This window comes from Lujinxingia vulgaris, from assembly GCF_007997005.1.
Classification (GTDB): Bacteria; Myxococcota_A; Bradymonadia; order Bradymonadales; family Bradymonadaceae; genus Lujinxingia.
Map to the genome: position 1 here is coordinate 44,429 of NZ_VOSL01000055.1, position 15,433 is coordinate 59,861.

At 65.4% G+C, this 15,433-nt stretch carries 13 protein-coding genes and 1 tRNA gene; 6 read left to right on the forward strand and 8 right to left on the reverse strand.

The window, feature by feature from the left end; all coding sequences use genetic code 11:
- Window positions 1-74: 74 nt before the first annotated feature.
- From FRC96_RS14085 to FRC96_RS22195, 3 genes are read right to left on the reverse strand one after another with little or no spacing between them, the layout of a single operon-like run.
- Window positions 75-1,958 (reverse strand): AMP-binding protein, encoded by a 1,884-nt coding sequence (locus FRC96_RS14085; RefSeq protein WP_146975270.1) that lies wholly within the window; start codon window positions 1,956-1,958, stop codon window positions 75-77.
- 30 nt (window positions 1,959-1,988) lie between these two features.
- Window positions 1,989-3,866, reverse strand: coding sequence for an enoyl-CoA hydratase/isomerase family protein (locus tag FRC96_RS14090; RefSeq protein ID WP_230470260.1), 1,878 nt, complete (start codon window positions 3,864-3,866; stop codon window positions 1,989-1,991).
- The gene (locus tag FRC96_RS22195) at window positions 3,863-4,123 is read right to left on the reverse strand and encodes a hypothetical protein (RefSeq protein ID WP_230470261.1); all 261 of its coding nucleotides are present in this window, start codon (window positions 4,121-4,123) and stop codon (window positions 3,863-3,865) included. Before FRC96_RS22195 ends, FRC96_RS14090 begins: the two co-directional genes overlap by 4 nt.
- 487 nt (window positions 4,124-4,610) lie before the next feature.
- Between FRC96_RS22195 and FRC96_RS14095 the strand changes: the two genes are divergently transcribed.
- The 4 genes from FRC96_RS14095 (at window position 4,611) to FRC96_RS14110 (ending at window position 9,209) form a co-directional block, all read left to right on the forward strand.
- Window positions 4,611-5,954: a cytochrome P450 gene (locus tag FRC96_RS14095; RefSeq protein ID WP_146975274.1), complete on the forward strand. Its 1,344-nt coding sequence runs from the start codon at window positions 4,611-4,613 to the stop codon at window positions 5,952-5,954.
- Between the two features lie 150 nt (window positions 5,955-6,104).
- Complete coding sequence (locus tag FRC96_RS14100) at window positions 6,105-6,683, forward strand: hypothetical protein (protein WP_146975276.1); 579 nt, start codon at window positions 6,105-6,107, stop codon at window positions 6,681-6,683.
- 386 nt (window positions 6,684-7,069) lie between these two features.
- Complete coding sequence (locus tag FRC96_RS14105) at window positions 7,070-7,900, forward strand: hypothetical protein (RefSeq protein WP_146975278.1); 831 nt, start codon at window positions 7,070-7,072, stop codon at window positions 7,898-7,900.
- Window positions 7,901-8,003: 103 nt separating this feature from the next.
- Entirely contained in the window at window positions 8,004-9,209 is a 1,206-nt protein-coding gene (locus FRC96_RS14110) for an FAD-dependent monooxygenase (RefSeq protein ID WP_230470262.1), read from the forward strand.
- A gap of 160 nt (window positions 9,210-9,369) precedes the next feature.
- Here the strand turns inward: FRC96_RS14110 and FRC96_RS14115 are convergent, their stop codons facing one another.
- Entirely contained in the window at window positions 9,370-11,439 is a 2,070-nt protein-coding gene (locus FRC96_RS14115; RefSeq protein WP_146975282.1) for a protein kinase domain-containing protein, read from the reverse strand.
- Between the two features lie 424 nt (window positions 11,440-11,863).
- On the opposite strand from FRC96_RS14115, the gene FRC96_RS14120 reads away from it, so the two are divergent.
- On the forward strand, window positions 11,864-12,469 hold the full coding sequence (locus tag FRC96_RS14120) for a hypothetical protein (RefSeq protein ID WP_146975284.1): 606 nt from the start codon (window positions 11,864-11,866) through the stop codon (window positions 12,467-12,469).
- Between the two features lie 84 nt (window positions 12,470-12,553).
- Here the strand turns inward: FRC96_RS14120 and FRC96_RS14125 are convergent, their stop codons facing one another.
- Window positions 12,554-13,195 carry an SDR family oxidoreductase gene (locus FRC96_RS14125; protein WP_146975286.1) on the reverse strand — a complete coding sequence of 214 codons (642 nt, stop codon included), beginning with the start codon at window positions 13,193-13,195 and terminating at the stop codon, window positions 12,554-12,556.
- A gap of 318 nt (window positions 13,196-13,513) precedes the next feature.
- Window positions 13,514-13,771: an SDR family oxidoreductase gene (locus FRC96_RS22840; protein ID WP_146975343.1), complete on the reverse strand. Its 258-nt coding sequence runs from the start codon at window positions 13,769-13,771 to the stop codon at window positions 13,514-13,516.
- On the opposite strand from FRC96_RS22840, the gene FRC96_RS14135 reads away from it, so the two are divergent.
- A complete protein-coding gene (locus FRC96_RS14135) occupies window positions 13,766-14,290 on the forward strand; it encodes a substrate binding domain-containing protein (protein WP_146975287.1) in 525 nt (174 codons plus the stop codon). The two genes, FRC96_RS22840 and FRC96_RS14135, sit on opposite strands and share 6 nt — an antisense overlap.
- Before the next feature lie 192 nt (window positions 14,291-14,482).
- Here FRC96_RS14135 and FRC96_RS14140 read toward each other — a convergent pair.
- Together FRC96_RS14140 and FRC96_RS14145 are read right to left on the reverse strand one after the other, a co-directional pair.
- Window positions 14,483-14,556 (reverse strand) — tRNA-Pro (locus FRC96_RS14140).
- A gap of 93 nt (window positions 14,557-14,649) precedes the next feature.
- Window positions 14,650-15,417, reverse strand: coding sequence for an alpha/beta hydrolase (locus FRC96_RS14145; RefSeq protein ID WP_146975289.1), 768 nt, complete (start codon window positions 15,415-15,417; stop codon window positions 14,650-14,652).
- Window positions 15,418-15,433: the final 16 nt, after the last annotated feature.

Consider the following 15,433-nt stretch of genomic DNA (forward strand, 5'->3'; position numbering starts at 1 on the left):
TGCACGGGCGTTCACCTGACCCCCCGGTGGCGAGCTGCCCGGGCACTGGTTACGGCTTCGTTGTTTCGCAGACCTTAAGGTAATAGCTGCCGGGTGCGCTCGACGGCAAGCGCGCTGAGTGTCAGAAGTTGTTTTCTTATGTGACCGACGCGGGTGCGCACGAGCGTTGGCCAGTCGCGTGCATTGCGAAGCTGGTCGGTCTCGGCCAGTCGGCGGGTGTGCTGGCGTTTGATCTTGCCGCTGGACGTCTTGGGGATGGAGCCGGGCGGGACCAGCTGAAGATCGGCCAGCGCCAGCCCGAAATGATGCTGGAGGGTGTGGCGAACCTCGCGCTCCAGCTCGTCAAACGAGCGCCAGGTGCCCGGGGAGATCTCCGCGACCAGATGCAGGGCCTGGGTGCCCAGCGCGTTCGCTCGGGTGTAGGCGACCACCCGGCCCAGTCGCAGCCCCCGGACCCGGCCGACGTGACGTTCGATGTCGGAGGGGGCGAAGTTCTGGCCGGCGATGATGATCAGATCTTTGAGGCGATCGATGATGTAGAGCTGATCGTCGGCGACGTAGCCAATGTCGCCGGTGGCGAGCTCCGCGTCGGGATCGACGTCTTTGCCCCAGTAGCCCGGCGAGACCGAGGGGCCGCGGACGTGAATCTGGCCCACCTGACGCTCGCCGAGAGCCTGACCGCTCTGAAGATCGCGTAGAATTAAGGTGTGCTCGGGCACCACGTGCCCCACGCTGACGGATGTGAGCGCGTGGGTGGCGCTGGATTCTTCGCAGGGGGCACGGCGCTCATCGGCGACCGCGTGACGGTCGACGCTGTCGTAGCGCACCCGGGTGTTGGGCCGCGGGAAGGCGACAGCGAGCGTGGCCTCGGCCAGCCCGTAGACCGGGAAGAAGGCTTCGCGCTTGAACCCGAAGGGCTCAAAGCGGTCGAGGAAGGCGTCGACGGTGCGATGGTCGATGGGCTCGGCCCCGTTGAAGGCCAGACGCACCGAGGAGAGGTCGACACCGTCGAGCAGGCGCTCGGGCAACTTCTGTGCGACCACCGCGTAGGCGAAGTTCGGTGCGACGATGAAGGTCGCGCCAAAGCGGGTGATGCCTTTGAGCCAGCTGTCCGGGCGCGCCACAAAGCCCGAGGGGCGCATCAGGTAGGGGGCAAAGCCCACGAAGAGCCCCAGCAGCGGGCCGCCAATAAGGCCCATGTCATGGTAAAGGGGCAGCCAGGAGAAGGAGCGGTCGGCTGTCGAGAAGTGCCCGGCGAGCGTGCTCGCGCGCAGGTTCGCCACCAGGTTCTTCTGCGTGACGATGACGCCCTTGGGCGAGCCGGTGGAGCCGGAGGTGTACTGCAGGTACGCGGTCTGGTGGAGGGGGCGCTGCCAGTCTTCTTCAGCCACAGGGTCGCCGGGGGCATCGCCATCGAGGAGCGCCGGGCCGTCGAGGAGCGCGGTGGTGCCGAGGCTTGCCAGATCGAGGGCGTCCCAGCGGTCTCGGTGGTCGGCGACAAGGGCGCGAGGCTGGCAGTCGGCGCAGACCGCGCGGATGCGCTCGTTGAAGCTGCGCGAGAGCTTGAGCTCGGTCAGCGGAGGCAGCGGCACGGCGATGGCCCCGAGCGTCATCGACGCCAGCATATAGGCCATAAAGATGTCGACGTCGTCGAGCGAGAGGATCACACGTTCGCCCTCGGTGACGCCGTGATCGCGCAGCGCGAGTCGGGCGCGCTCCACCGCGCGCACCATGTGCTCAAAGCTGATGGGCGAGGCGGTGGGACCGTCGCTGCTCAGGGTGACGTCGTAAAAGGCGGGCTTCTCGGGTGAGGCGTTGGCACGCCGCCAGAAGATTGCGGCGAGCGATTCGTCGGGAGAGGGGATGGCGTCGAGGACCGCCTGCGGCGTATCGAGGGCCGAGGCCGGGCGAACCCAGCAGGGTTCCGAGAGGGGCGTCGGAGCGGTGGATGTGGACATGGCAAACCTCAGAACGACGGGTGGGAGGGCTCAGACGTAGAAGGCGCGGGCGTGCTCGACGAAGGCCTGCGCAAGCGCGATGTGGGCGGTCGGGAGCAAGCGCGGGTCGACCTGCTCAAGCATCGTCTCGACCCGAGCGGGGGTCAGGTGCTCGCAGAGGCTTGTGCGCCCGACCGGGTAGCCGAGGAGCTCACGGGCGATGACGTCAGAGACCGTCGGGTGGGCCAGCTCGCCGCGCTCGCGGGCGGTGAGGATCGTCGCCAGCAGGTTGAGGTGAATGGCCGCGTCGAGGCGCGCGGAGGGGGCGCCGGCTTGCGCGGGGCGATCGTCGAGAAGATCGCTTAGATGCTGGCCGACAGGCCCCTCCCAGGTGTCGGGAAGGTGGGGGGCAAGCGCGCCTTCGAGGTCGTCGGGTGTGAAGCTCTGGCGAGCGCTGAGAAGTGGCGAGGGGACCATGCCCATGTGGCGGATCGTGGCGTGCACATCGCCCGGGCTCAGCCCGGCGCGGAGGCTCGCAAGCGACGTGGCGAGGGTGGCCAGCAGAAAGCGATCGCTGAGGAAGGTGGCTCTGGCGCGGGAGAAGATCACCGCGAACCCGCAGGCATCAAGCCACTCAAAGAGGTGGCCCGGGGCGCGTTCGCCGCCCGACGGCAGGCGCACCTCCAGCAGGGGGCGGGTGCCGGTGCCGGGGAGGGCGCGCTCGCAGGCTTCCAGGGTGAGCCCGGGAAGCGGTCGGCGCAACCGGAAGACGGCGTCGTCGGGGAGGGCGGTGGGCGGCGCGCCGCCGTGCATGGCAAGGGCGATGGGGGGCGGTGCTTCGGTCTCGTCGGCGTCGCGGGTTGGGGTGAGGTGCAGCGAGAGGGGGGCGTCGCTGGCGAGGGCGTCGGCGCGGTAGTGGACGAGGCGAAGAGGCCGCGCTTCGAGCTCGTCGAAGAAGGCGTCGGCGTGGACATCGACGCCGCGCCGAAGGGTGAGCTCAAGGGGTTGGCGCGCCGGGAGGCGGCGCACATGAACGCGCTCGGCGACCTGCCGCAGGTAGAGAAACGAGCGGGCCGCCTGGGCCTGCTGCTCCACCAGGGTCTCACCGGCGGCGGCGAGTTCTCGGCGAAAATCGTCTTCGGTGGGCGGATGCGCGCCGCGTTTTGCGGCGAACACCATCAGATCGAGGCAGCGGGTGTAGATGCGGTGGTAGTCGTCGGGGAGGCGGTCGATCAGCGCGCGTGTTGCCCTTGCGATGCGAGTGATGTCGTCGGCCGACTCCACCTTCGGGGCGTGAGGCTGAAGATGATCGCGTTGGATCTGGTCGATGAGCGCATCGAGCGAGGCGTCGATGTCATTGAGGGGGAGCAGCGCATCGATGAGGCCGTGATCCAGCGCGCGTTTGCCCCACAGGCGGTGCCCCCAGAGCAGGAAGCCCAGTCCGCGCTCCAGGCCCATCATTGCCGGCAGCCGCTGGGTGCTGCCGAAGGCCGGGGTGTTCAGGTAGTCGGCGATCTCGGTCATGTAGAACGTGGCGTCGGGGCTGTCGGTGGCCACCCGGAAGTCACAGTTGAGCGAGAACTCCACGCCGCAGCCGTAGCACGAGCCGGTGACCAGGGCGATGGTGGGCACCGGGCAGCGTTTGACGCTGGCGTAGGCGCGGCGCAGCAGCGCGGTCATCTCAAAGATGCTCTCGGGAGACTGCACGGCGCTCGCCAGCATCAGCTGCGCGCCGTTGATAAAGCTGCGGGCTTTGGCGCTCTTAAAGACGAGCGCGCGGGTGGTCTGCGCATCGACGGACGCCATCAGCTCAATGAGCTCTTCGGCGGCGCGGGCGCTGAAGATGTTGACTTCGGAGCCCGGCGTATCCATCTGCACATGCAGCACGCCGCCGGCGTCGAGATGGGTTGAGAAGATCGGAGGGCTCATGCGCTCACCACCTGGTCGAGGTAGTCGCAGAGCGAGCCTACGGTGAGGTCGGTGGGGTTGGAGGCCGACTCCACCCAGCGATTCAGGAGCACCGGCTGGCCCACGTAGCCTTCCAACTCCAGGGTGAGCACGGTGATGGTCAGCGAGTCGAAGCCCAGGTCGAGCAAGAATGAGTGATCTTCGCGGATCGTCTCCGGCAGGGGGTTGCTCGCAGCGGCGCGGATCGCCTTTTCGACGGTAGAGAAGGACGCTCTCACGGTACACCTCGTGGGGGAGGATGGGCCTTAAAGGGCTCATCGCGTGGGCGGAGCTGGAAAGTGATGTTAGCGACTTCAGTATCGTGAGCGTTGTCGTTGGTTTCAAGTTCTTTTTTTGGGTTTTTAACGATCGGTAAGAGTTGAATTGGTGGGCGACGCGCCGATCAGCGCCTGATGAGGTGCGACGCGAGGTCGCCAGATCGGCAACGGAGAGTGTGACGGCTGTGTCGTGCTACAGGTTGTTGATTTTTATGGTCTTTTTGTGCGGCCTGTGCGGGCTGGTGAAAAAAACTTCTCCGAAAGTTGACGCAAAGCTTGAGTGGTCGTAGAGTTTCAGGAGACGAAGATTCAACAGAGTGAAGCGCCGCTGTCGCCGCAATTTGTGCGTTTGCGGGTGATGTGTGGTTTTAAGTTAAGCGTGCCTCGCGTTGTGGTGAGTTGCGTCTTCGAGATGCCATGAATTTCCCCCAGAAGTGGTGTGCGCGCGATGTCTTTGCCTCCCCGACCCGACCTCTCCAGTGCCCAGCAGACCCTGCAGTGGATGACCCGACCGTACGGGTTTCTGGAGGAGTGCGCTGCGGGGCTGGGTGAGACCTTTGCGCTGGACTTTCGCGGCTACGGCGTCGGGGTGATCTTCAGCAATCCAGACGCGATTCAGGAGGTTCTGGGGGGTGATCCGGAGGTCTTCTGGGCGGGGGCCGGGAACGGCATCCTCAAGCCCTTTCTCGGGGAGAACTCCCTGCTCTTGCTGGAGGGTGAGCGTCACCGCCGCGAACGCAAGCTGCTGATGCCGAGCTTCGGACGGGGCAGGGTGCAGGCCTACGGGGAGCTGATCCACCGGGTGACCGGCGAGATCTGTCGGAGCTGGGCGTACGACGAGCCCTTCGCGGTGCGGCCTTCGATGCAGAAGGTGGCGTTTCGGTTGATCATCGAGATGGTGTTCGGGCCGGAGCGCACCGAGCGCAGGCGGCAGCTCTCCCGGGCGTTTGCGGCGGTGCTGGACGACGAGCTCTTTAACCTGGCGCTGCTCAGTCAGCGCGCCGGGGGGGAGGCTGCCGGGCAGCGATGGACGCAGTTCGTGGCGCAGCTCGATGAGCTCTCGGCGTTGATTTATGAGGAGATCGACGAGCGACGCACCACGGATAATCAGGACCGGGCCGACATCCTGGCGGTGCTGCTGGAGGCCCGTGATGAGCAGGGCCAGCCGATGCTGCGCGAGGAGATCCACGACGAGGTGCTCACGCTGATGGCGACCGGGCATGAGTCGACGGCCACGGCGTTGGCGTGGGGGATCTACTGGTTGCTCAGCTCACCGGAGGTCTACGAGCGGGCGCGGCGCGAGATGATGGCGTTGGGGCCGGAGTGTACCGGGGCGCAGATCGCGCGCAGCGATTATCTGGAGGCGGTGGTCAAAGAGATCTTGAGGCTGACCCCGGTGATTCCGGTGATCGCCCGACAGGTGCAACGCGAGGTGCGGGTGGGAGGTTATACGTTGGAGCCGGGGATGGTGGCGATGCCCGCGATTTATCTGGCGCATCGGCGCGCGGAGGTCTTTGAAGAGCCCGAGCGCTTCTGGCCGGAGCGCTTTCTCGATCGCACCTACCGATCCCATCAGTTTTTGCCCTTTGGCGGCGGGGTGCGTCGCTGCATCGGCGCGCGGCTGGCGATGTTTGAGATGAAGATCGTCCTGGGCACTCTGCTCCGAAACGTGGCGTTGGAGTTGGACGGGGAGCGCGCGCTGCGCCCGGTGAGACGACTTGTGACGATTGCCCCCTCGGGAGGAACTCAAGTGGTGCGACGTCGGGTGACGGAAAGGATCGAAAACGCTTGATCGTCGGCGGTCAACCTGTCACCCTGAAGAGGTAAACCTTTACGAGACAAGTCATCTGGCTCGCCGTTGCGAGTCTTGGAAGCCCGAAGAGACTGGCGAGTTGCGTCTGTGTTTTGGTGGCGTTGTTGTCCCTGGCTGCAGGAGGTCGAGATGCGTGGTGTGCGTATGAAGACGGCGGTAGGTTCGAGTGTGTTGGTGGCGGCGATGGCGTTGAGCGCGACGTCGTGGGCGCATGGGCCTTCGAGCGATGAGCCGATCTGTCGGTCGATCAGCGCGTCGCTGAGCGCGACGTTTTTTGCCGAGGGTTGCGAGAGCGCGGTGGGCCTTTGCACCGCCGGCGACCTGACACAGCGCGGAGGTCGTGTGGTCGGCTCGACGCGTTATGTGGCCGATGGGATCGGCGGCGGGGTGATTGGCGAAGACAGCGTGGTGTTTCCGCCGGTGGAGCCGGCGACCACCTGGACGTACGCCGGTGTGCTCACGCTGATCACGCCCTACGGGGAGCTTCAGAGCTCGGATGCGGGCATTCTGGATAACGCCGCGGGGATCTTCACCGAGTTCAACCGCGTTCAGGGAGGCACGGGGATCTTCGAGGGGGCCAGCGGTACGTTCTACATCAACGGGACGACGTTGGCCGACGGCAGCGGCTTTGAGGCGGAGATCACCGGTGAGGTCTGCGTGACGAGCTGGTGGTCGGCGATGAAGATGCGGCGGGTGTTCTTGCCCTGAGCGATGCGGGTGTGAGGGCCGATGCGCCGGGAGGTCGCCTCCTGGCCGGCGCTTCACACCCCTTCTTCGTGGCGGCAAGGCTGGTGGGCGCGGAGCGCGCTCGCCAGCCTTTTTTATGCGCTCCGTGCCGATCTTCTTCGACCTTTGCACACGTGGTGCGTGGAGAGCGCGTGTGTTCCGGGGGCCTGAAGTGATGCGTGAGGGGCAGGGCCGGAGCGCGTTGAAGACGATGCGCGCTTTGGCAGGAGGGCGTGGTCCATTCTCATATCGAGGCTTGAAAGCTTGTCCGGCGAGTTGAAGATTGCGTCGTGAGTCTGCTCCGAGGCCTCTCCAGGGCTTCGAGGTCGTGAACCGAAAGAACGGTTGAAGAACAAGGGTGGTGTGAGATGAAAACGTGTAACTGGTGGGTTCTGGTGCTTGTGCTTTCGGTGTCTGCTGCGGGCTGTGATGGGGCTTCGAACGACGGGGAGGGCAGCGTCGGTGGCGAGGCCCCCGCGCTCCAGGAGGGGGGTGAGGCGGGCAGTCAGGAGCGGGCCGAGGAGGAGCTTCCGGTGGCGCCGACTCCCAGGGTGGAGGGGCCGGCTGGCGAGCTCGCGACGGGCGTATTTGAAGCGCACGGCGGTCCGCGCTGGCCGCAGGTCGAGGAGCTGGGGTTTCGTTTCGTCGTCAAAAATGAGGGTAAGGAGGGCTTCGCGGCCACCCATGACTGGAAGGTGTGGGAAGGGGTCGATCGGGTGCGCTGGACCGACGAGAATGGTGTGGCCTGGGATGTGACCGTCAACCTGGATGATGGGGTGGCCACCGAGGCCAGCCGCGACGGGGAGGCGCTGGAGGGGGAAGCGCTGGAGATCGCCGGGAAGGGCGCGTACACCCGCTGGGTCAACGACGCCTACTGGCTCCTGATGCCGCTCAAGGTCTTTGATCCGGGCGTCTCTCTGAGCCTTGGGGGGCAGGTCGAGCGTGAGGGGGAGACTCTGGAGGTGCTCGAGTTGAGTTTTGAGGGGGTGGGGTTGACGCCCGGAGATCGCTACCTGGTGCAGGTCGATCCGGAGAGCTACGAGGTTCGCGCCTGGGAGATGCATCTTCAGGGTGATCGTCCGCCGCAGCTGGTCTACTGGGAGGACTATGAGACGCTCGGGCCGCTGCGACTTCCGGTCACGCGCAACTTCGAGGGGACGGAGCGTCAGATCATCTTCGATGAGCTTCGTGTGAAATAGATCGTCGCCGTCTCACCGGGGCAATTCGCCACATCGCGGTGTCGCTGCAGCCCTTCTATGGTGCTTCTGAAGCGCTGATGCGGACTCCAGGTGGAGGTGGATGATGAGTGAGCCAGTTGTGATTGTGGGAGCGGGGATCGGGGGGCTGAGCGCGGCGTTATGCCTGGCGCAACGCGGCTGCCCGGTCGTGGTGGTCGAGCGATTCGCTGAGGTTCGGGAGGTCGGCGCCGGGATTCTGCTGGGGCCCAACGCCTCCGGCGTGCTCTACGGCTGCGGTCTTGGTGAGGCGTTGGAGGGCGTAAGCGCGCCGATGACGCGACTGGGCATCGGAGCGGATCGGGGGGAGCTCTTCGTCGCCAAAGACGTCGACGCATCCGACGACGCTCCCTTTCGCATGGTGCATCGCGCCGCATTGCACGGGGTGCTCTATGAGGCGGTTCAAGATCATCCGCTCGTGGAGGTTGAGCTGGGGCGGCCCGTGGAGGGCTTTGAGCAGGATCGTGAGGGAGGGCGTGTGCGGGCGCTTGGCCCGGGGCTGTCGAGCTGTTGGGGTGTGGCGTTGGTCGGCTGCGATGGGTTGCACTCCGCGGTCCGCGCGCAGCTTCACCCCGGAGAGCGCGAGCCTCTCTACCACGGCTACACCTGCTGGCGAGGCATCACCTCGTCGTTTGAGCATGAGGGGTTCCCGCCGGGGAGTTTGCTGGAGCTGCAGGGGCGCGGTCTGCGCACGGGGATGGGCTACATTGATGAGGATCGAGTCTACTGGTGGGCGACGGCCAACGCGCCGCAGGGAGAGCGCGACGGTGAAGATGTGATCGCGCGTTTGCAGCAGCGCTTTGAGGCGTTTCCCGACTACTTTCGGGCGATGATCGCGGCGACGCCGCCCGCGCAGGTCTTGCGCAATGACATCTTCGATCGCGCCCCTCTAAAGCGCTGGGGCCAGGATCAGGTCACGGTCCTCGGGGATGCGGCGCACCCGATGGCGCCCAATCTCGGGCAGGGGGCGTGCTCGGCGATCGAAGATGCCGCGATGCTCGGCCGGTGCCTGGGCGAGCTCTGGGAGGAGGGTGGCACGCCTCAGCCGGACGCGGTGAGCGCTGCGTTGAGGCAATATGAGGCCGCGCGCCACAAGCGCACCGCGACCTTACAACGCCTCTCTCGTCGGTTCGGTACGGTGGGGCAGCTGGAACATCCACTGGCGGTCTGGATGCGCGAGCAGGCCATGCGGTGGACCCCGCAGGCGCTCCTGGATCGGCAGCAGGCCGCGATCTGGGAGTACCGGGTCGAGATGGCGTCGACGCGTCGGTGACGATGTGACGATCGACCTCAACGATCGACCGGGGGTCAGGTTTCGGGCTGACCCCCGGTCGCGAGATGTGGGTCGCGAGATGTGGCGAGGATAAAGGCCGATCGGCGGTCAGGGCTCAGGTAGTGGGCTGACCCCCGGTCGGTCATTTCTCTGGCCGGTTTTAGACCTTGGAGAAGCCCGCGTCGGCGATCGGATCAACCTGAGCGGACGCGACTTCGGGGCCGTCTTCGTCGAGCTCGACCATGGGCGTGGGCAGGCTGAGTTCGTTGGCCGAGTAGACCGCCTCGTACTTGATGGCGCTGGCCACATCGGGGGTGACATGTTCGCAGAGCAGGCGCACGGCGCGCTCCACGGTGGTCTTGCCGAGTGAGGTGATCTCGACGCTGCCGGAGTTCACCGAGAGGATGCCGCTGAGGTTGGGATCGGCTTCGAGCAAGGCGTAGACCTCATCGCCGATGGCCTGGCGTGCGACTTCGACCAGGCGGTTGAGCACGGTGGTCCAGGCCTGCAGCTCTTCGGGGCTGCTGTGGCGGTCGTCGAGGATGTCCAGCCCCACCGGCAGGTTCCAGAGGCGGTCGATGTACTCTTTGACCCAGGGGCCGCGTAGTACGCGGCCGTGCTGGGGGGCGATGATCTCCACGGCGGGGCTCAGCTCGCGGATCTTGCTCAGAGCGTAGCGCACCGCCCCCTGGGTGGGCATGTAGATCTGGTGGAAGGCGCGCATGCCCGCCCAGTCGGACTCGTCGACGTAGAGGCCTTCGGCGTCTTTGTCGGTGAGGCTGCCGAAAAGATCGCCGGTGAAGAGCACGCGGGTGGCCGGATCGTAGAGCATCATCGCGCCGACGAAGTGGCAGAAGGGGCTGGGGACCGGGCGCACGACGTCGCCGGTGGGCAGCTTGATGCCTCGGGGAAAGCGCTCCAGGGCCACGAAACGCTCGCGCGGCACGTTGTAGTACTGGATCAGCCGCCAGGTGTCTTCGGTACAGAGCACGTGGGCGTTGGGGGTGTGGCGCCCCAGGAGCACACCGACCGAGGAGCCGACGTCGGGATCCTGGTGGTTGATGAAGATGGAGCTGAGGTTGTTGATCGTGCCGATGACGCGTCCGACCTTGGCCTGGACCACGCTGAAATCTTTGGTGGAGCCGGGGTCGATGATCAGGTTGAAGTCCTCCTGGCCCTGCTCACCAGGGAAGTGGCGCAGGTAGGGGTTGGCGTAGAAGATCTCGTTGGGAGGGCGCTTGCCGACCCAGTAGGTGTGGGGGGCGATCTCGACCGGTTCGGTCACAAGGTTGGGGGTGGGGATAGTCATGGTGGGCTCGGCAGTTGGGGGCGCGTAAGCGATGGTTCTCGAAGATGTTTTGGAAGTCGGGTCGGGACGTTGCTGCGCGAGCCACTGCTCAAGTTCGGTGGCGAGCTGGGCAGCGGAGGAGGGGCGCAGATCGCGCTCGCGGGCAAGAGCGCGATCGAGGATGGCGACAAGCTCGGGAGCCGATGTGGATTGACCCAGAAGCTGCACCTCGCCCAGCGGATCGTGGGGCTCGCTCATCAGGCGATGGGCGACGGCCAGCGGGGAGCGCCCCGGGAAGGGGAAGCGGCCGCTGAGGGCGTAGTAGAGCGTGACGGCGGCGGAGTAGATGTCGGCGCGAGCGTCCACCTCTTCGCCCCGCCATTGCTCCGGCGGCATGTAGTAGGGGGTGCCGACGACGGCGTGTTGGGCGGTCAACTTCTGGGTGGCCTCGGTGTCTTTGACGAGGCCGAAGTCTAAGAGGCGCGCGCGATCGGAGGCGTTCTCGACGATGATGTTGTCGGCTTTGACGTCGCGATGGAGCATGCCCTTCTGGTGAGCGTGCTCCAGGCCGCGCAAGACGCCTACGATGTAGGGGATGGCGCGCTCTGCCGGCAGCCGCTCGTGGCGGGAGAGGGTGTCTTCGAGGCAGACGCCGTCGACGAACTCCATCACCAGATAGTAGAAGTCGTTGTGTTGATCGGCGGTGATCACCCCGACGATGTTGGGGTGTTTGAGGCGCGTGGCGTGGCGGGCTTCCTGAAAGAAGCGACGCGTGAGCTGATCGTTTCCGACCCACTCGGGGTGGAGGATCTTCAGGGCGAACTCGCGGTCGAGGATCTTGTGGTGGGCCAGGTAGACCTGTCCGGCGGCGCCTTCACCGAGCTTGCGGATGACGTGGTACTGGCCCACGGCGCTGCCGGGGGGGAGGGTGTCGGTCTTCACAACGTGTTGCCTTTTGCTGAGGAGGGATGGTGAGGAAGGGGGGATTACGAGAGTGGGTCGACCCCCCCCCGGGGGACCGCGACCCTCGCAGGTCGGATCGGTGGCCCAGCAAAGGTCGTGCCAGAGGTGCGAATAGGGAGAGATAAGGGCGAGTGGTGAAGAAGTTTTCGCCTAACGCCGTTGTTACGCGCAGGGGAGGGGAGGCCCTGTGAGGTGCAGGTTTTGCGTCCGCGGACGTTGGGCGTAAAAAATTGCGTTGAGCGAAGCCCATCCGCAAACACGTGGTGCAGCGCCCGAGGGTGGCGTCTTGCTTCGGTCGCTTCGATGCCCAACACTGACGCCAGCGCAGGCCAGGGGTAGGCCCCTGGTAAGTTTGTAGAGCGTGACGACGATGTCTGAATTCGTACGAGGTGGAGCGATGCGGGTGAACGAGAAGCGAATGATGGTGGATGCAGCGGGTGATGGGGCGGGCTTGCGAGGCGCGCGCGCACTGGTCGCCGTGATGGTGTTGGCGTGGGCGTGCGGTGCGGGTATGGGGTGTGAGCGCGCGCCCGAATCGCAGCCGGAGGCTCGGGCGACGGAGGTGGAGGCTTCGGAGGCCACGCCCGAACCCGGCGATGGAGAGGGCGAGCACGACGAGGACCACGCTCACGATGAGGTGCACCTGGGCGCGCATATGTTTGAGATCGGTCGCCGATACGCGGCGGTCTGGTACGCGGGGGAGGCGGGCAATAAGGCGATGGTCGACTATCAGATCCACGAGATCGAGGAGGTCATCGAGGAGCTGCGCGAAGCCCAACCGGTGGAGGAGGGCGTGGACGTGGTCGACTACTTCGATCGCAGCGTCCTGCCGGGCCTGGAGAAGGTCGAGGAGGCCATTGAGGCTGGCGACAGCGCGACCTTCGAGCGCGAGTACGACGCGGTGATCGCCCAGTGCAACGCCTGTCATACCGCGACCAAGCACGCCTTTATCAAGATTGGCCGGCCCGCGTTTAACCCCTACGCCAACGTGAACATGGACACGAAGTAAGTTGGCGCGGGCTCGCGGCGCGGGCGCGGTATGGCGAGCGCCGCTTTGTGACCGGCGCGGTGCCGGCGAGAGCGGTTGCGAGTCTCAGCGCATCGCAAAGGCGTCAGAGATTGTGTGATCGCCGGAGGTCACCTCGGCTTGCAGTGGCGAGGCGTCGGGGTGCTCGACGAGATACGCGATGAGGGCGGCAACATCTTCGCGGGGGATCTCGCCGGGGGCGACGCGCTCGCCAAGCGTGATCCTGCCGGTGCCGGTGTCGTTGGTGAGTCGGCCCGGGCGGATGATGGCGTAGTCGAGGCCGCTCGCTCGGAGCGCGGCGTCAGCCTGGGCTTTGGCGTCGACATAGGCGGCGAAGACCTCGTCGTCGTAGTTGCGGTCCTCATCAACCCCCATCGCGCTGAGCATGATGTAGCGATGAATGTCATTTGTTTTGGCCGCCTCGATCAGCTTGAGGGCGCCGTCGCGGTCGACGGTGTACTTGCGCGCCTTGCCGCTTCCGGGCCCGGCACCGGCGGCAAAGATGACGACGTCGGCCGGGCCGATGGCCCCGGCCAGATCCTCATCCTTCTCCAGGTCAAAGATGATGGGCTCTGCACCCGCTGCGCGTAGCTCATCGGATTGCTCGGCCTTTCGGATCACGCCGCGCACCGTGTGGCCGCGCTCGCTGAGCATGGGGTGCAGGTGCATGGCGACGGTTCCGTGGGCTCCGACGATGACGACATCCATAGGGTCTTTCCTTAGGTTGGCGGCGAGGTTACGACACGCGTTGAATGTGCGAGCGCGTCGGTTCACTCCAAAGGAAAGCACAAGGGGCCGTAGAACAACGTCATCGGGTGCGATTGGGGAGGGGGCGAGGCGGGGAGGCGCACGCATCGCATGGGGTTTGTGGAGCCGGGATAGATACGCGCCCGACCTGGTCATTAAGGCCCTGCTTGTGAGCCACCCGGTCTACGCTAAGTTCATCCCGAAAATCTTGCTTCAAAACAGACCCATCCGCGTCCTGCCCCCTCCACCGCTCGCGGGGAGGAGGGGAGGGAGTCGGGATCATGCTACGGCCAGGCCCCCGTCGACCGACAGCACCTGTCCGGTCACCCACGTAGGCGAATCCGCAAGTTCCACGACCCACCGCGCGACCTCGTCGGGATTGCCCAGCCGTCCCAGAGGCATCTGGGCGGTCAACTGCGCGTTGGATGCTTCGAGCATCTCGCGGGAGAACCCGGCGCGCTCCAGGATCGGCGTTCGAGTCGGTCCCGTGGCGACGGCGTTGACGCGGATACCTCCGGGCCTAAGCTCGATATCCAGTTATATTTGACCGACACGGTGGTCGACATCGTCTATGATGCTTTTGATGTCGCCATCCGCATTGGCTCATTGGACGACTCCTCGCTCATCTGTCGTCGGCTCGCCGCCAACGACTATGTGGTGTGCGCCTCCCCCACCTATCTCGAACGTTACGGCACGCCCGAGCACCCCGAGGCGTTGCTCGGGTACAATTGCCTGACGGCTCTCAACTGCGAACCGCTAAGAGAGTGGCGATTTCTCACCGACAAGGGCGAGCAGCGCATTTCCGTATCGGGCACCCTGTCGACCAACAACGCCCTGGTGATGCGACAGGCGGTGCTCGACGGCGAGGGCATTGCGATGCTCCCGCGTTATATGGTCGTCGAGGATCTGGCGAACAAGAGGCTGACAAGCCTCTTCGATGGACAGGTGCCGGCCAACGGCGACATCTGGGCTCTGTATCCAAGCCGCCAATTGTTGCCGCGTCGGGTCGAGGCTTTTCTGGAGCTGCTTGGCGAGCATTTCGCCGAGGTGGTGTGAGGGCCCCCCCTGAGGGCGCTCCATTCTCCGACCGCCGTCGGGGACGAAACGTCTTCGATGGTCTTATGCAGGATCTGGCGCTTTATATCTTGCTCTCCCGTCGGGTCTTCCAACGTCCAGATGGTCTGACATCGAAGGGTGACAACACAAAAAAGCCCGCCAAACTCGTTGAGTTTGGCGGGCTTTTTAAAGTCGGGGCGAGAGGATTTGAACCTCCGACCCCTTGCTCCCGAAGCAAGTGCGCTACCAGGCTGCGCTACGCCCCGACAAGGCGTTCACCGGCGACAGGCGCCGAGTGAGGACTGTATATAAGGGGGCGTTTGCAGGGTGTCAACCCGTTCTGCGCATCCCGGTGCGATTTATCGCTGGCGGGCGTGGAGGGTCAGAAAGAGGCGCAGGGCGCGCAGGTATTCGGTGCGGTTGGCCTCGAAGATCGAGTTGTGGTCGCCGTTCTCAAAGATCGCCAGGCGCTTCTGGTAGGAGCGTGACCAGGCGTGCATGCGGCGCGCGTGGCTGACGTCGACGAGGTGGTCGCGTAAGGCGTGCATGATCAGCAGAGGCTTTCCAAAGTCAGCGAGCTTGGCTTCGTGATCGAAGTAGCGCCGGGTCTCGCGCTGAACCTCGTTAAAGGTGGTGTCGAGGTCGGAGGGGCTCACGCGCAAGAGCACGCGCTCGAGCACATCGGCGATGCCGCTCTCCAGGACCAGGCCGGCGATCTCGGGGTGGCGGTGGGCCAGCTCAAGCGCATAGATCGAACCGATGGAGCGACCGAACGCGAAGAGGCGATCGGCGGGCTGGTCGATGGCCTCAACGATGGCGTCGACGTCGTCGAGCATGCTGACGAGCCCGGGGCATCCGGTGGAGCCGCCGTAGCCGCGGTACTCGACAAAGAAGCTGTTGAGGCCGAAGCCGGCCAAAAGATCGGCCATCCAGGGGATGTAGTCGGCGACGACTTCGCCGTTGCCGTGAAAGTGCACCAGTGTGTGGGCGTCGGGGTCGTGCACGTGGCTCGCGCAGGCCAGGCGGGCCTCGCCGCTGTGCACAAAGGTGATGTCGTCGGGGGTGTCGGCGCGGGGGAAGAAATAACTGCGCGTGATGCGGGGGTGCTCAAGGATGGAAGTGCTCATAGCGGGCCTGCAGAAA

Coding starts and splice junctions, on each gene's coding strand:
- FRC96_RS14145 (WP_146975289.1), bottom strand. CDS start 15,417: ATGAGCACTTCCATCCTTGAGCACCCCCGCATCACGCGCAGTTATTTC.
- FRC96_RS14105 (WP_146975278.1), top strand. CDS start 7,070: ATGAAAACGTGTAACTGGTGGGTTCTGGTGCTTGTGCTTTCGGTGTCT.
- FRC96_RS14090 (WP_230470260.1), bottom strand. CDS start 3,866: ATGAGCCCTCCGATCTTCTCAACCCATCTCGACGCCGGCGGCGTGCTG.
- FRC96_RS14110 (WP_230470262.1), top strand. CDS start 8,004: ATGAGTGAGCCAGTTGTGATTGTGGGAGCGGGGATCGGGGGGCTGAGC.
- FRC96_RS14085 (WP_146975270.1), bottom strand. CDS start 1,958: ATGTCCACATCCACCGCTCCGACGCCCCTCTCGGAACCCTGCTGGGTT.
- FRC96_RS14100 (WP_146975276.1), top strand. CDS start 6,105: ATGCGTGGTGTGCGTATGAAGACGGCGGTAGGTTCGAGTGTGTTGGTG.
- FRC96_RS14095 (WP_146975274.1), top strand. CDS start 4,611: ATGTCTTTGCCTCCCCGACCCGACCTCTCCAGTGCCCAGCAGACCCTG.
- FRC96_RS14125 (WP_146975286.1), bottom strand. CDS start 13,195: ATGGATGTCGTCATCGTCGGAGCCCACGGAACCGTCGCCATGCACCTG.